The 16200-nt window shown below is 53.6% G+C and carries 11 protein-coding genes; 7 read left to right on the forward strand and 4 right to left on the reverse strand.

Annotated elements, in window-relative coordinates:
• Positions 1–239: 239 nt before the first annotated feature.
• From nanR to nanQ, 6 genes are all read left to right on the forward strand, one after another.
• On the forward strand, positions 240–1031 hold the full coding sequence (gene nanR / locus OGX95_RS10395) for a transcriptional regulator NanR (protein ID WP_286629368.1): 792 nt from the start codon (positions 240–242) through the stop codon (positions 1029–1031).
• 134 nt (positions 1032–1165) lie between these two features.
• On the forward strand, positions 1166–2059 hold the full coding sequence (nanA, locus tag OGX95_RS10400; RefSeq protein ID WP_286629369.1) for an N-acetylneuraminate lyase: 894 nt from the start codon (positions 1166–1168) through the stop codon (positions 2057–2059).
• Positions 2060–2170: 111 nt separating this feature from the next.
• Positions 2171–3661, forward strand: a complete 1491-nt coding sequence (locus OGX95_RS10405) for an MFS transporter (RefSeq protein WP_286629370.1) — start codon at positions 2171–2173, stop codon at positions 3659–3661.
• Between the two features lie 47 nt (positions 3662–3708).
• A complete protein-coding gene (locus tag OGX95_RS10410) occupies positions 3709–4398 on the forward strand; it encodes an N-acetylmannosamine-6-phosphate 2-epimerase (RefSeq protein ID WP_286629371.1) in 690 nt (229 codons plus the stop codon).
• Positions 4395–5264, forward strand: coding sequence for an N-acetylmannosamine kinase (nanK, locus tag OGX95_RS10415; RefSeq protein WP_286629719.1), 870 nt, complete (start codon positions 4395–4397; stop codon positions 5262–5264). The genes OGX95_RS10410 and nanK overlap by 4 nt, the downstream gene beginning before the upstream one ends.
• A gap of 2 nt (positions 5265–5266) precedes the next feature.
• On the forward strand, positions 5267–5734 hold the full coding sequence (nanQ, locus tag OGX95_RS10420) for an N-acetylneuraminate anomerase (RefSeq protein ID WP_286629720.1): 468 nt from the start codon (positions 5267–5269) through the stop codon (positions 5732–5734).
• A 67-nt stretch (positions 5735–5801) separates the two neighbouring features.
• Here the strand turns inward: nanQ and OGX95_RS10425 are convergent, their stop codons facing one another.
• The 4 genes from OGX95_RS10425 to gltB all read right to left on the reverse strand — a co-directional run bounded on the left by OGX95_RS10425 (position 5802) and on the right by gltB (position 14542).
• On the reverse strand, positions 5802–7082 hold the full coding sequence (locus OGX95_RS10425) for a cytosine deaminase (protein WP_286629372.1): 1281 nt from the start codon (positions 7080–7082) through the stop codon (positions 5802–5804).
• Entirely contained in the window at positions 7072–8322 is a 1251-nt protein-coding gene (codB, locus tag OGX95_RS10430; RefSeq protein WP_286629373.1) for a cytosine permease, read from the reverse strand. Before codB ends, OGX95_RS10425 begins: the two co-directional genes overlap by 11 nt.
• A gap of 328 nt (positions 8323–8650) precedes the next feature.
• Positions 8651–10069 carry a glutamate synthase subunit GltD gene (gltD, locus tag OGX95_RS10435; protein WP_286629374.1) on the reverse strand — a complete coding sequence of 473 codons (1419 nt, stop codon included), beginning with the start codon at positions 10067–10069 and terminating at the stop codon, positions 8651–8653.
• Positions 10070–10081: 12 nt separating this feature from the next.
• Complete coding sequence (gltB, locus tag OGX95_RS10440; RefSeq protein ID WP_286629721.1) at positions 10082–14542, reverse strand: glutamate synthase large subunit; 4461 nt, start codon at positions 14540–14542, stop codon at positions 10082–10084.
• A gap of 686 nt (positions 14543–15228) precedes the next feature.
• Between gltB and mnmL the strand changes: the two genes are divergently transcribed.
• Entirely contained in the window at positions 15229–16158 is a 930-nt protein-coding gene (mnmL, locus tag OGX95_RS10445; protein WP_286629375.1) for a tRNA modification radical SAM protein MnmL/YtqA, read from the forward strand.
• The last annotated feature ends 42 nt before the right edge of the window (positions 16159–16200 follow it).

Consider the following 16200-nt stretch of genomic DNA (forward strand, 5'->3'; position numbering starts at 1 on the left):
GTTATTTTTCGTTTTAAAATAGTAGGTTATGATTAATTTTAAAGATCATGTTCGCAGATTTCATAAAGTTAGTTTTATCCCATGGTAATAAAAAACTATCTGCTCAATCATTCATGTTGAAATATATGCATTTTATATATCATTTGTATGAGCATATCCCCCGCTGAGCACCATTTCACCCTGCTTTCGATCCTGTGTTACGATGAACTCGCTGTTATTTGTCACCACGACTTAGCTGAATGGACCCTATGAACGCATTTGATTCGCAAGCTGAAGACTCTCCATCCACCATTGGCCGTAGCTTACGCAGCCGCCCGCTGGCGCGTAAAAAACTGTCTGAAATGGTTGAGGAAGAACTTGAACAGATGATTCGCCGTCGGGAATTTGGCGAAGGGGAACAGTTGCCGTCAGAGCGGGAACTGATGGCCTTCTTTAATGTCGGTCGTCCTTCTGTACGAGAAGCGCTTGCTGCGTTAAAACGTAAAGGTCTGGTACAGATCAACAACGGCGAGCGCGCGCGCGTTTCGCGTCCGTCTGCGGATACCATCATCGGTGAACTGTCGGGGATGGCAAAAGATTTTCTCTCGCATCCCGGCGGTATCTCCCACTTCGAGCAATTGCGATTGTTCTTTGAATCGAGTCTGGTGCGTTATGCCGCCGAGCATGCCACTGAAGAGCAAATTGACAGGCTGGCCAGGGCGCTGGAGATCAACAGTCAGTCGCTGGATGACAACACGCTGTTCATTCGTTCGGATGTCGATTTTCACCGAGTGCTGGCGGAGATCCCCGGCAATCCCATCTTTATGGCAATCCACGTTGCGTTGTTGGACTGGCTGATTGCCGCACGCCCGACTGTCGCCGATCAAGAATTGCATGAACACAATAGTGTGAGTTATCAGCAGCATATTGCCATTGTCGAGGCGATTCGTCAGCACAATCCTGACGAGGCAGACCGCGCCCTACAAGAACATCTCAACAGCGTTTCTGCCACCTGGCACGCCTTCGTTAAAAATAAAAAAATGCGTAAGTGATCTCGATCCTGACGATCGTTTAGTGAAGCAGATCGCACTATAAGCGTTCTGTATTGTATTGCTGCTTATTTGATCTGGTATAACAGGTATAAAGGTATGCAGTCAGTCAACACTAATCATTGACAGAGGTCGTTATGGCAAGAGATTTAAAAGGCGTAATGCCGGCATTGTTAACCCCATTCGATAACCAACAGCGACTGGACATCGAGAGCCTGCGTCGTCTGGTGCGCTTCAACATTGGGCAAGGCGTTGATGGGCTCTATGTCGGTGGCTCAACGGGTGAAGCTTTTGTGCAGAACCGTGCTGAAAGAGAGCAGGTGCTGGAAATTGTTGCTGAAGAAGCGAAAGGTAAAGTGACCTTAATTGCCCATGTTGGCACAGTGAGCACTGAAGAGAGCCAGCAGCTGGCGAGCGCCGCACACCGTTATGGTTTTGACGCAGTTTCTGCTGTTACCCCGTTTTACTATCCGTTCAGCTTTGAAGAGCATTGCGATCACTACCGCGCAATTATTGATTCCGCTGAGGGTTTGCCGATGGTGGTCTATAACATCCCGGCGCTGAGCGGCGTAAAACTGACGTTGGGGCAGATTAATACGCTAGTGACGCTGCCAGGCGTTGGTGCACTGAAACAAACCTCAGGCGATCTCTATCAAATGGAACAGATCCGCCGCGCCCATCCGGATCTGGTGCTTTACAACGGTTATGACGAGATCTTTGCTTCTGGGTTGCTGGCCGGTGCGGATGGTGGGATCGGCAGTACTTACAATATTATGGGATGGCGTTATCAGGGAATTGTGAAAGCGCTCAAAGAAGGCGATATCCGGGCTGCACAAAAGCTGCAAACCGAGTGCAATAAGGTTATCGATCTGCTCATCAAGGTTGGCGTATTCCGCGGTCTGAAAACGGTACTGCACTATATGGATGTGGTTTCTGTACCGCTGTGCCGTAAACCGTTCGCTCCCGTAGATGAACAATATCTGCCAGAACTGAAAGCCCTGGCGAACCAACTGTTGGCGGAAAAAGCGTAACCGCGGGTAGCCGGGGAGCGCTTTGCTTGCCCGGCCTGGATTTTTCGACCGTAGTCCGGAAAAGGTGAAGCCGCCATCCGGCACAACAACAAAAATCGTCGGGAGAGTAAAATGAGTACTTCTACCCAGAGCATCCCGTGGTATCGCTATCTCAATCGGGCACAATGGCGGGCATTTTCTGCCGCCTGGTTGGGGTATCTGCTTGATGGTTTTGATTTTGTGTTAATCGCCCTTGTGCTGACAGAAGTACAAGGTGAATTCGGTTTGACGACGGTGCAGGCGGCCAGCCTGATTTCAGCCGCCTTCATCTCTCGCTGGTTTGGCGGGTTAATGCTGGGTGCGATGGGGGACCGCTATGGACGTCGCCTGGCAATGGTCACCAGCATCATTCTATTCTCTGTGGGGACGCTGGCCTGTGGCTTCGCACCGGGCTATACCACCATGTTTATCGCCCGCCTGGTTATCGGTATGGGAATGGCAGGTGAGTATGGTTCCAGCGCCACCTATGTTATTGAAAGTTGGCCTAAACACCTGCGTAACAAAGCCAGTGGTTTCCTGATTTCTGGTTTCTCGGTCGGCGCTGTGATTGCTGCCCAGGTTTATAGCCTGGTGGTTCCGGTCTGGGGATGGCGTGCGCTGTTCTTCATCGGCATTCTGCCGATTATCTTTGCCCTCTGGCTGCGTAAAAATATTCCGGAGGCAGAGGACTGGAAAGAAAAACACGAAGGTAAAGCGCCGGTACGTACGATGGTGGATATTCTCTATCGGGGCGAACATCGGGTAATCAATATCTTGATGACCATCGTAGCTGCGACTGCGCTGTGGTTCTGTTTTGCGGGCAACCTGCAAAATGCGGCCATCGTGGCGATCCTCGGGCTGATGTGTGCCTTCATCTTCATTAGCTTTATGGTGCAAAGCAGCGGTAAACGTTGGCCGACGGGTGTGATGTTGATGGTTGTCGTGCTGTTTGCATTTCTCTACTCGTGGCCGATTCAGGCGCTGCTGCCAACGTATTTGAAAACTGAACTGATGTATGACCCTTCAACGGTTGCCAGGGTCCTGTTCTTTAGCGGCTTTGGCGCGGCGGTTGGCTGCTGCGTCGGTGGTTTCCTTGGTGACTGGCTGGGTACCCGCAAGGCTTATGTGTGCAGTCTGCTGGCCTCGCAGTTGCTGATTATCCCTGTGTTTGCGATTGGCGGAGCCAACGTCTGGGTCCTGGGGTTGCTACTGTTTTTCCAACAAATGCTTGGGCAGGGGATCTCCGGGATCTTACCAAAACTCATTGGTGGTTATTTCGATACCGACCAACGTGCTGCGGGCCTGGGGTTCACCTACAACGTAGGGGCACTGGGTGGGGCACTGGCACCGATCATTGGGGCGCTGATTGCACAACGTCTGGATCTGGGCACTGCGCTGGGATCGCTCTCTTTCGGCCTGACATTTGTGGTGATCCTGTTGATTGGTCTTGATATGCCGTCTCGTGTACAGCGTTGGCTGCGGCCTGAAGCACTACGTACACATGATGCCATTGATGGTAAACCGTTTAGTGGAGCCGTGCCGTTTGGCGGCGATAAAAGCACCATGGTGAAATCAAAAAGTTAATCCGCTTGCCCGGCGTTGAGCCGGGCAAGAATCGAAAGGGAAGATGTATGTCGTTACTTGAGCTACTGGATAAAAAAATTGCCGCTGATGGCGGACTGATTGTCTCCTGCCAGCCCGTTCCTGACAGCCCGCTGGATAAACCTGAAATTGTCGCCGCCATGGCGCTGGCAGCCGAGCAGGCTGGCGCGGTGGCGCTGCGTATTGAAGGCGTGGAGAACCTGCGGTCGACCCGGGCGGTCGTTTCGCTGCCAATTATAGGTATTCTGAAACGCGATCTTGCTGACTCCCCGGTACGCATCACTGCATTTTTAGATGATGTCGATGCGTTGGCGCAGGCGGGAGCTGACATTATTGCGATTGATGGAACAGACCGCGTGCGTCCTGTTCCCATCGCCGCACTGTTGGCACGAATTCATCAACATCACTGCCTGGCCATGGCTGACTGTTCATCGCTGGAAGACGGCCTGGCCTGTCAGCAACTCGGCGCGGAGATTATTGGTACGACGCTGTCGGGTTATACGACACCAGAAACACCAGAGGAGCCGGATCTGGCGCTGGTGAAAGCGTTATGTCATGCCGGGTGTCGGGTGATTGCCGAAGGACGCTATAACACGCCAGCACAAGCAGCTGAAGCCATGCGCCACGGGGCCTGGGCGGTGACAGTAGGTTCTGCTATTACCCGACTGGAACACATTTGCCAGTGGTACACCACGGCGATGAAAAAGGCGGTGCTATGACGACGCTGGCGATTGATATCGGCGGTACCAAACTGGCTGTCGCGCTGGTGGATGAGGATTTACGGATCCGCGATCGTCGCGAACAGCCCACACCCGCCAGCAAAACGCCGGATGCACTGCGGGCCGCATTACAGGTGTTAATTGAGCCACTGCAGAGGCAGGCAACGCGCGTGGCCATTGCTTCCACTGGTATTATCCGCGCGGGAGAATTACGGGCGATTAATCCACTAAATCTTGGCGGGCTGATGCATTTTCCTCTGGTGCAAACGCTAACCGATCTCACCGGTCTACCGACGTTGGCGGTGAATGACGCACAGGCCGCTGCGTGGGCTGAATATCATGCACTTGGCGGGAAATACCACGATATGGCGTTCATTACTGTATCGACCGGTGTTGGTGGCGGTGTGGTTAGCAACGGAAAGTTGTTAACCGGAGCCGGGGGGCTGGCGGGGCATGTCGGTCATACACTGGCAGACCCGTATGGTCCGCAATGTGGTTGTGGACGTGTGGGGTGCGTGGAGGCTATCGCTTCCGGTCGTGGGATTGCAGCGGCAGCCGAAGGCTCACTTGCTGGATGTGATGCAAAAACTATTTTTATCCGGGCCGAACAGGGGGATGAACAGGCGTGTCAATTGATCCAGCGATCGGCATGCACGTTGGCGCGTCTGATTGCCGATGTGAAGGCGACAACCGACTGCCAGTACGTTGTTATTGGTGGAAGCGTCGGGTTGGCTGAAGGTTATCTGGCGCAGGTAAAAGCCTGGCTGGCGCAGGAACCCGCGACTTATCACGTGAAATTACTGGCGGCACATTACCGTCATGATGCTGGACTACTGGGGGCCGCGCTGTTGGCCCAGGGAGAATGATGATGATGTCAGGGGATTTACAGTCTCTGCTTTCTGCTGGATTGCATCCGGTATTGCAGCAGGCATTAACGCAGGCTGTTGCGGCAAAACCACAGGATAAAGCACCAGGGCGCTATGAGCTGCAAGGCGAGAATATCTTTATGAACGTCATGCAGTTTGTTACGCAGCAATCGGAGCAAAAGAAAGCGGAGTTGCATGAGCAATACGTTGATATTCAGGTACTGCTGGCTGGTGAAGAACGTATTCTGTTTGGTATGACGGGGTCTGCCCGGCAGTGTGAAGAAATGCATATTGCAGAGGATTATCAGCTGTGCGGTGAGATTCATGATGAACAGACCATTACGCTCATCCCAGGTACGTTCGCAATTTTTATGCCGGGTGAACCACATAAACCGGGCTGTGCGGTGGGGACTCCAGCGGAAATCAAAAAAGTTGTTGTGAAGGTGCGCGCCAGTTTGTTAGCTGCCTGAAAGAAAATATGTCGCCATAAGTTTTTGCCGCAGACTGTGAGTCTGCGGCCATGTCCGAAAAGAAAATCTAGCGCTTAAACGTTACCGCTTCTGGCTGCGCCAGATGGAGCGTTGTCTGGCTTGGCACCGTCTCGGCAATAACCCGCCCATGGCGGATTGAATAGCGTGCAGGTGTCTGGCGACGAACCGCATCAAACCCATTTTCTGCAGGTAAAATCACCAGGTTAGCGGAGTTCCCAATACTCAAACCGTAGTCCTGTAAGTGCAGGGTTTTCGCGCTGTGGGTGGTGATGAGATTTAGCCCATCATTGATTTGTCCGTACCCCATCAACTGACACACGTGTAATCCCATATGCAGAACTTGCAGCATATTCGCGGTTCCCAACGGGTACCACGGGTCAAAAACGTCATCATGCCCAAAGCAAACATTGATGTCCGCTTCCAGCATCTCTTTGACGCGGGTGATACCACGGCGCTTAGGATAGGTATCAAATCGTCCCTGCAGGTGAATATTCACCAGCGGATTCGCAACGAAGTTAATACCTGACATTTTCAACAGACGGAAAAGGCGGGAAGCATATGCGCCGTTATAGGAATGCATCGCCGTGGTGTGGCTGGCTGTCACGCGCGATCCCATGCCATCGCGATGCGCCAGTGCCGCGACGGTTTCAACAAAGCGCGATTGCTCATCATCAATCTCGTCACAGTGGACATCGATAAGTCGGTCATACTTCTGCGCCAGGGCGAAAGTTTTGTGCAGCGACTCAACGCCATATTCACGCGTGAATTCAAAGTGAGGAATTGCGCCAATGACGTCGGCGCCCAAACGCACCGCTTCTTCTAATAGCGCTTCACCGTTGGGATAAGAAAGAATACCTTCCTGTGGGAACGCCACAATCTGCAGCTCCACCCACGGTGCCACTTCTTGCTTCACTTCCAGCATGGCTTTCAGTGCCGTGAGCGTAGGGTCGGAAACGTCTACGTGAGTTCGGACATACTGGATACCATTGGCCATCTGCCACTTGAGGGTCTGCATGGTGCGGGTCTTCACGTCTTCGTGGGTGAGCGTTGCCTTGCGTTCGGCCCAGCGCTCAATACCTTCAAACAACGTACCCGATTGGTTCCAACTGGGCTCCCCTGCAGTTTGCGTTGTGTCCAGGTGGATGTGTGGTTCAACGAAAGGGGGAATGGCCAGCCCACCTTCAGCATCAAGCACCTCGCCCTGTGGCGCAGATGCTGTATCCTGGGGATCAATACGGCTAAAACGCCCGTTTTCAATCGTGATTTGCCACAATCCTTCACACCCCTGCAGACGGGTTTGAGTGAGGGTGATGGTGTTATTCTGCATGACTGACCTCCGGGGATTTTGCAAGGCTACGATTGAAAAGTGGGTTTAGCAGGATATAGCTGAATACGCCGCCAAGTACGGCGTTGACCGGCACAATACCAGGGATGTAGTGTCCGGCGGCGATTCCCAGCGCGACGGACAGAATAGCTATCCAGTTGACGGGAATAAACTGTGCTGTGTTGAAGTTGGTGTACCGGCGGTGGTTTAACAGATAATCGGCAATAATCACTCCGCCAATAGGAGGGATCGCCGCCGACAGGAATGTCAGCCAGCCGACAAAGTTATTATAAAGCCACAATGCGCACAGTGTTCCAATAATGCCGTTGGCCACGGACAATGTGCGGCTGGAAAGGCCGGTAATGTTAGCAAAGCCCAGACCCGAGGCGTACAGCGCGTTGTCGTTGGTTGTCCAGATATTCAGGCCGAGTACGACAATGGCGGGCAGCAGCAGCCCCTGCGCGATCATCACATCTGAGATATCCGCCTGTCCTACCGCGGCGGCTCCAGCGGCACCGAAGATAAACATCAACGAGTTGCCAAGGAAAAAAGCCACCATGGCAATCAACACTGCGCCTTTGGCATTTCGCCCAAAGCGGACGAAGTCGGCGGTTAAGGTACCTGCGCTGACAAACGATCCGACGACCAACGCCAGTGCCGTGGAAAAATTCAGCGGCGTCTGCGGCACAATTGCTTTTAAATGATCTAATCCCCCCACATCGCTCACTGCCAGCCAGACAGAGTAACTGCCAAGAATGACGATAGCGGGAACGGCGATGATGGACAAAATGGTGAGTGCCGAGATACCAAAGAAGATGGTCATGGTCATCAGCAGACCGGAAACTGCAATCAGGACATTGACGTCAATACCCGTTGCTTTACCCACCGGGATGGCAAACATTGCCACGCCGACGCCAAACCAGCCCACCTGTGTGCCACCTAATAGCATTGAGGGAAGCCATGAACCTTTTATGCCAAATGAGTAACGTGCGAGGAGGTGGGTAGAGAGACCTGTTTTTGCGCCAATATAACCGAGAAATGCAGTGTAAATACCGAGGAGGAGATTACCGAAGAGAACTGCCAGGAAAAAATCATTATAGGAAAGACCGGTACCGAGTGTGCCTCCGGTCCACATACTGGCTGAAAAGAATGTTAACCCCAACATCACAAACGTCAGTGGTATCACGCCTTTCCGCGCTGCCAGAGGGACGGGGCCCTGGCTATAATTGTTGTCCTGCGACACAACGCCTCCTTGAATTTTGCCCAAAAAATCCGCCGCATCATATACACTTCTCAGAATAAAGCAAACGTTTCCGTCTGTTTTTTCTTTGTTGTTATTCATGGCGTTGATGTGTTGGAGGGGGGCCTGCTGACTTTTCTCGCTGATGATGATGTGGGCTGTTCTCCTCCTCCAGTAATTCAACGCTTGTGCGTCAATTCCCGAACAAGTTTAGGTGATGACATTGAGCTGCCAGCGGTTTTCAAAAAACGGGTCAGGAACTACTTAGCAGGGAAATATCGGCTCCCCATCCATCAGCGTGAAGCTGTAGCAGGGGAGCCAGAAGGCCTTATTACACTTCCAGGTAATTCAGGATCCCGTCAGCCGCTTTACGGCCTTCGGCAATGGCTGTCACAACCAGATCTGAACCGCGCACGATGTCGCCACCGGCAAAAATTTTCGGGTTGCTGGTCTGGAAGGCGTTGTCGCTGCGTTCCGGTGCAATAATACGCCCCTGCGAATCAAGCTCAACGCTGTGCTTTGCCAGCCATTCCATGCTGTGCGGGCGGAAGCCAAACGCCAGTACGACGGCATCAGCCGGTACAATATGCTCGGAACCGGCGACGATCTCCGCGCGACGGCGACCTTTCGCATCCGGCTCGCCCATCTCAGTGCGCGCCATTTTCACGCCACACACTTTGCCGTTAGCATTCACCTCAACACCTAAAGGCTGGACGTTGAACTGGAATTCGACGCCTTCTTCACGCGCGTTTTTAACTTCGCGTTTCGAACCCGGCATATTCTCTTCATCGCGACGGTAGGCACAGATAACGTGTGACGCCCCCTGACGAACGGAGGTCCGCACACAGTCCATCGCGGTGTCACCACCGCCCAGTACGACAACGCGTTTACCTTCCATGCTGATGTATGGCTCGTCGCTGCTTTCGCCAAAGCCCATCAACTGTTTGGTATTGGCGATCAGGAACGGCAGAGCATCGAATACGCCATCGGCATCTTCGTTCTCCAGCCCACCGCGCATCGACTGATAGGTCCCAACACCGAGGAACACGGCGTCGTAATCCTTCAGCAGATCGTCGAGCTGCACGTCGCGGCCCACTTCAACGTTGAGTTTGAACTCAATACCCATGCCGGTGAAAATTTCACGACGGCGGGTCATCACCTCTTTTTCCAGCTTGAAAGCCGGGATGCCGAAGGTCAGCAGACCACCGATTTCCGGGTGACGATCAAACACAACGGCCTTCACGCCGTTACGGGTTAGCACATCCGCACAGGCCAGACCCGCCGGACCAGCACCGATAATAGCGACACGCTTGTCTGTCTGACGAACGCCGGTCATATCCGGGCGCCAGCCCATTTCGAAGGCTTTATCGTTGATATAGCGCTCGATATTGCCGATGGTCACTGCGCCGAATTCGTCATTCAGCGTACATGAACCTTCGCACAGCCTGTCCTGCGGACAGACACGGCCGCAAACTTCCGGCAGCGTGTTGGTCTGGTGAGACAGCTCTGCCGCTTCAAAAATACGCCCTTCGTTAGCCAGCTTCAGCCAGTTTGGGATGTAGTTATGTACCGGGCATTTCCACTCGCAGTACGGGTTACCGCAGGACAGGCAGCGATCTGCCTGTGCCTTAGCCTGACCTTCAGAAAATGGCTCGTAAATTTCGATAAACTCGATCTTACGGATCTTCAGCGGTTTCTTTGGCGGATCAACGCGCTGCAGGTCGATAAATTGGTATACGTTCTGACTCATTGCTGCTACCCCTTACTGCGCCTGCACACGCAGCTCAGCTGCGCTACGACTACGGTGACCCAACAGTGCTTTCACATCACTGGACTTTGGTTTTACCAGCGCGAATTTCGCTGAGAACGCTGGCCAGTTCGCCAGGATCTCTTCGCCGTGCGAAGAGCCGGTATGCTGTACGTGTTCGGTAATTAAACCGCGCAGATGCTCTTCGTGGATAGCCAAAGAGTCCACGTTCAATACTTCAACCAGTTCAGGGTTCACGCGTTTGCGGAATTCGCCATCTTCGTCCAGTACGTAGGCAAAGCCACCTGTCATACCTGCACCGAAGTTAACGCCAGTTTTCCCAAGAATACAGACGATGCCGCCAGTCATATATTCACAGCCGTTATCGCCAATACCTTCAACCACGGTGATAGCCCCGGAGTTACGTACCGCAAAGCGCTCACCCGCACGACCCGCGGCGAACAGACGGCCACCGGTGGCACCATACAGGCAGGTGTTGCCGATGATGCTCGCTTCGTGGCTACGGAATGCGGAACCCACCGGAGGACGCACCGCCAGCAAACCACCCGCCATGCCTTTACCGACATAGTCGTTGGCATCGCCAGTGAGGTACAGTTCTACGCCGCCCGCATTCCATACGCCGAAGCTCTGGCCTGCGGTACCGCTGAAGTGCGCTTTGATCGGGTCAGACGCCAGCCCCTGATCGCCGTGAGTCTGGGCAATATAACCTGATAACGACGCGCCAACTGAACGGTCGGTATTACGAATATCAAACCAGAAGGTTTTGCTCTGGCGCTCATCGACAAACGGTTTTGCCTGTTGCAGTAATTGCGCATTCAGCACACCGTTATCAAATGGCGGGTTGTTCTCGGTGCAGAACAGCGCTTTGCCGGGATGCGGCTCGGCGGTTTCCAGCAAGTGAGACAGTTCCAGCTTCTGCTGTTTGGCGGTAAATCCTTCCAGCTCTTTCAGCAGATCGGTGCGGCCAATCAGATCCACCAGACGCTTCACGCCCAGCTGTGCCATCAGCTCTCGAACTTCACGGGCAATAAATTCAAAGTAGTTGGTCACTTTAAACGGCAGGCCGTGATAGTGATTCTTACGCAGTTTGTCGTCCTGCGTTGCCACACCGGTTGCGCAGTTGTTCAGGTGGCAAATACGCAGGTATTTACAACCGAGCGCGACCATTGGGCCGGTACCGAAGCCAAAACTTTCTGCACCGAGGATTGCCGCTTTGATGATGTCGACACCGGTTTTCAGACCGCCATCGACCTGTAAACGGATCTTATGACGCAGGCCATTAGCGACCAGTGCCTGTTGAGTTTCCACCAGGCCCAGCTCCCACGGACAACCCGCGTATTTCACCGATGACAGCGGGCTTGCGCCGGTGCCGCCATCGTAACCCGCGATGGTGATCAGATCCGCATAGGCTTTCGCCACACCAGTGGCAATGGTGCCGACGCCGGGTTCGGAAACCAGTTTGACGGAAATCATGGCTTTTGGGTTGACCTGTTTCAGGTCGAAAATCAGCTGCGCTAAGTCCTCGATAGAGTAAATATCGTGGTGCGGCGGCGGGGAGATCAACGTCACGCCCGGCACCGAATAGCGCAGTTTGGCGATATACGGAGTGACTTTATCACCCGGTAACTGACCGCCTTCGCCAGGCTTCGCGCCCTGAGCGACTTTAATCTGGATAACATCGGCGTTGACCAGGTATGCCGGGGTCACACCGAAGCGACCAGATGCGACCTGCTTAATGCGTGACACTTTATTCGTGCCATAGCGCGCCGGATCTTCACCACCTTCGCCGGAGTTGGAGTTACCGCCGATGCTGTTCATTGCTTCAGCCAGCGCTTCGTGTGCTTCCGGGCTTAATGCGCCGATAGACATGGCTGCGGTATCAAAGCGTTTAAACAGCTCGGTTGCGGGTTCTACCTCGTCAATGCTTACGGCTTCATCACCAGGCGTGATCGCCAGCAGATCGCGCAGCGTGGCTGCCGGGCGCTCATTCACCAGCTTTGCATATTCCTGATAGTCGCTGTACTCGCCACTCTGTACCGCCTGTTGCAGTGTGCGCACAACGTCAGGGTTGTAGGCGTGATACTCACCGCCATGAACGTACTTCAGCAACCCGCCCTGGCTAATGGGTTTGCGTGCCAGCCAGGCATGTTTGGAGAGGTTTAGCAGATCCTGCTGGAAGTCAGTAAAACCTGCGCCACTGATGCGGCTAACCACGCCCTGGAAACACAGCGCAACGACATCGTCGTGGAGGCCAACGGCTTCGAACAGCTTGGAGCAGCGGTAAGAGGCGATGGTCGAAATGCCCATTTTGGACATGATTTTGTACAGACCTTTATTGATGCCGTTACGGTAGTTCTGCATCACGGTCCGGTAATCTTTGGCGATCGCCTGGGTATCGATCAGACGTCCCAGCGTTTCATAGGCGAGATACGGATAAATGGCCGTCGCGCCAAAGCCCAGCAGCACAGCAAAATGGTGGGGATCGCGGGCGCTTGCGGTTTCGACGATGATGTTGGCATCGCAACGCAGGTTTTGTTCTACCAGACGGGTTTGTACCGCCCCGACAGCCATGGGGGCAGGAACCGGTAAGCGGTTCTTCGCGATGTTACGGTCGGAGAGCACCAGCAGTACCGTGCCGTTACGCACCATCTGTTCAGCTTTATCGCACAGGGCTTTGACCGTTTCTTCCAGCGTGGTTTCAGTCACGTCGAAGGTGATATCCAGCCGGTCGGCGCGATAGTGCTCTTCTTTCATGGTGGTGAGCTGGGTGAAATCGGAGTACAGCAGAATCGGCGATTTGAAGCTCAAGCGGTGTGCCTGGCCTTCTGCCTCGCAAAAGACGTTCATCTCACGACCAATGCTGGTGGCCAGTGACATGACGTGTGCCTCACGCAACGGATCGATAGGCGGGTTTGTGACCTGTGCGAACTGTTGACGGAAGTAGTCATAAATAATGCGCGGCTGGCTGGAGAGCACGGCAAACGGGGTGTCATCACCCATTGATCCAACGGCTTCCTGGCCGTTCTCTCCCAGTACCCGAATGACGGAGTCCAGCTCTTCAGCGCTGTAGTTAAACTGTTTCTGGTAGCTGGCGAGGGTATCATCGTCCAGTTCGCGGCTGCCGACTTGATCGTCTGGCAGATCTTCAAACGGCACCAAACGGCGGACGTTCTTCTCCATCCACTCTTTATACGGGTGGCGGCTTTTCAGATCGTCATCAGTTTCGGCGGAATGCAGAATGCGCCCGCTGCGGGTATCAATAACCATCAGTTCGCCCGGGCCGACGCGACCTTTCTCGACCACTTCATCCGGCTGATAATCCCAGATCCCAACTTCAGAAGCGCAGGTGATGAGCTTGTCTTTGGTGATGACATAGCGCGCCGGGCGCAGGCCGTTACGATCAAGGTTACAGGCGGCAAAACGACCGTCTGACATGACAATACCTGCCGGGCCGTCCCATGGCTCCATGTGCATGGAGTTAAAATCAAAGAACGCGCGCAGTTCCGGGTCCATGTCCGGGTTGTTCTGCCAGGCTGGCGGTACCAGCAGGCGCATAGCACGGATAATGTCCATGCCCCCCGCCAGCAGCAGTTCCAGCATGTTATCCATGGAACTGGAGTCGGAACCGGTTTCGTTGACGAACGGCGCGGCATCGTGCAGATCCGGGATCAGCGGCGTCTGGAATTTATAGGTACGCGCACGCGCCCACTGGCGGTTACCGGTGATGGTGTTGATTTCACCGTTGTGTGCCAGGTAGCGGAACGGTTGTGCCAGCGGCCAGCGCGGCACGGTGTTGGTGGAGAAGCGTTGGTGGAACAGGCAGATGGCCGACTCCAGGCGCAGGTCCGCGAGGTCCAGGTAAAAGCGCGGCAAATCTGCCGGCATACACAGACCTTTATAGATATTAACCAGATTAGACAAGCTACAGACGTAGAAGTCTTTATCGTCCTGGAGGCGTTTTTCGATACGACGGCGCGCGATGAACAGGCGGCGCTCCATATCGCGTGGACGCCAGCCAGCAGGGGCGTTGACAAAAATTTGCTCAATACGAGGCAGGGAGGAAAGGGCGATTTCACCGAGAACACCTTCGTTGGTTGGCACGTCGCGCCAGCCTACGATCGACAGAGTCTCCTGCTGTAATTCTTCTTCAACAATGCGACGAGATGCCGCTGCCAGTTCAGGGTCTTTATTTAAAAAGATCATGCCAACGGCGTAGTTTTTAGCTAAACGCCAGCCGCGCTCTTGCGCAACAATGCGGAAAAAGCGGTCAGGTTTTTGTAACAACAAGCCGCAACCATCGCCGGTTTTGCCATCGGCAAGAATTGCGCCACGGTGCTGCATACGGGCCAGCGCGTGTATGGCGGTACGCACTACCTTGTGGCTAGGTTCGCCTTCTATGTGGGCGATCAGGCCGAAACCACAGTTATCCTTCTCAAGGGATTTATCGTACAACATATCAGTGAACCTCCCCAGGCTCTGCGGGACACCTCTCCGATACCGTTTGCGCGCGGGCACACCAAGAGCATGGCGACGGGGTTTGCGTTTCATACGCTCACCTCGCATTCGCCCTCTTTATCCTTTTCGCATAGGTCAAACAAGTTTGAGGACTTGCTTCAGAGGGAATCTCAATTACTGCATAAATATGATGAGCAGACTGCTCATCCAGAAAGCTTCCAGCGGATTTCCAAGTTATCGGGAATCCACACACAGGTCAAATGGCAATCTTATTTATGCAAAAATGTGCTATAGGGCGATTAACTTTATGAATATATTGAAAATAAAGGTGTTTTTACATTGATTTAACCAGAGTGTGAACGCTGGTGAAGTGTGATCTGTCTCACTGTCAGGAAGGCCGGTTATCTCCCGTCCTCCCTTTGTTTATCTCAATGTTTGGTATTTTATGCTGGGTTGTAGACTTTTGGCGTCTTAAAGATACTGTTTTTACATGAGGGCCATCAGAAGATAAAAAAAATAGCGAGATATAAGGAAAAGTAATTACTTTTTGATTGAATGAAATTTCGATTATTTTGAATGGTTATTCAATAAATAAAGGCTCGCCAGGGCGATTGATCCAGGTCATCGCCGACTGAGGCTAAAAATGGCAGGCTTTGGCCTCTTTTCAAGGCGCGGTCTATCAGATTATGCAGTTACAGAAATTAGTCAATATGTTTGGTGGGGATCTTTCTCGCCGTTATGGGCAAAAGGTTCATAAACTCACGCTGCATGGGGGTTTTAGCTGCCCAAATCGCGATGGCACCATCGGACGTGGCGGATGTACCTTCTGTAATGTTGCTTCCTTTGCTGATGAGGCGCAACAGCATCATTCCATTGCCGAGCAGCTCGAACATCAGGCGCAGCTGGTGAATCGCGCCAAACGCTATCTGGCCTATTTTCAGGCCTACACCAGCACTTTTGCCGAAGTACAGGTGCTGCGTTCGATGTACCAGCAGGCGGTCAGTCAGGCCAATATCGTTGGGCTGTGCGTCGGCACGCGCCCCGATTGCGTGCCGGAGGCGGTGCTCGATCTACTTTGCGAATATAAGGATCAGGGATACGAGGTGTGGCTGGAGCTGGGGCTACAAACTGCACATGATAAAACGCTGCACCGCATCAATCGCGGACATGATTTTGCCTGCTATCAGCGCACCACCCAGTTGGCGCGTGAACGCGGGTTAAAAGTGTGCTCGCACCTGATCGTTGGCTTACCGGGAGAAGGGCAGACGGAGTGTCTGCAAACGCTGGAGCGCGTGGTGGATACTGGCGTTGACGGTATTAAGCTGCATCCGCTGCATATCGTGAAGGGCAGTACGATGGCGAAAGCCTGGGAGGCAGGGCGTCTGAGCGGCATTGACCTTGCTGATTACACGGTAACAGCAGGCGAGATGATTCGCCATACACCGCCGGAAGTCATCTACCATCGGATTTCTGCCAGCGCCCGTCGCCCGACGTTACTGGCGCCGCTATGGTGTGAAAATCGCTGGACCGGGATGGTCGAACTGGACAGGTATCTCAATGAACATGGCGTCCAGGGATCCGCTCTGGGGACCCCCTGGAGCCTGCCAGACGCGTAGCGCGATGAGGGAAACTACGCATTTCTTGCACAATCTTAAACG

Origin of the sequence: Citrobacter sp. Cu233 (assembly GCF_030332225.1) — a bacterium.
In the GTDB taxonomy this organism is placed as follows: Bacteria; Pseudomonadota; Gammaproteobacteria; order Enterobacterales; family Enterobacteriaceae; genus Citrobacter.

Coding starts and splice junctions, on each gene's coding strand:
- nanR (WP_286629368.1), top strand. CDS start 240: ATGGACCCTATGAACGCATTTGATTCGCAAGCTGAAGACTCTCCATCC.
- nanA (WP_286629369.1), top strand. CDS start 1,166: ATGGCAAGAGATTTAAAAGGCGTAATGCCGGCATTGTTAACCCCATTC.
- OGX95_RS10405 (WP_286629370.1), top strand. CDS start 2,171: ATGAGTACTTCTACCCAGAGCATCCCGTGGTATCGCTATCTCAATCGG.
- OGX95_RS10410 (WP_286629371.1), top strand. CDS start 3,709: ATGTCGTTACTTGAGCTACTGGATAAAAAAATTGCCGCTGATGGCGGA.
- nanK (WP_286629719.1), top strand. CDS start 4,395: ATGACGACGCTGGCGATTGATATCGGCGGTACCAAACTGGCTGTCGCG.
- nanQ (WP_286629720.1), top strand. CDS start 5,267: ATGATGTCAGGGGATTTACAGTCTCTGCTTTCTGCTGGATTGCATCCG.
- OGX95_RS10425 (WP_286629372.1), bottom strand. CDS start 7,082: ATGCAGAATAACACCATCACCCTCACTCAAACCCGTCTGCAGGGGTGT.
- gltD (WP_286629374.1), bottom strand. CDS start 10,069: ATGAGTCAGAACGTATACCAATTTATCGACCTGCAGCGCGTTGATCCG.
- gltB (WP_286629721.1), bottom strand. CDS start 14,542: ATGTTGTACGATAAATCCCTTGAGAAGGATAACTGTGGTTTCGGCCTG.
- mnmL (WP_286629375.1), top strand. CDS start 15,229: ATGCAGTTACAGAAATTAGTCAATATGTTTGGTGGGGATCTTTCTCGC.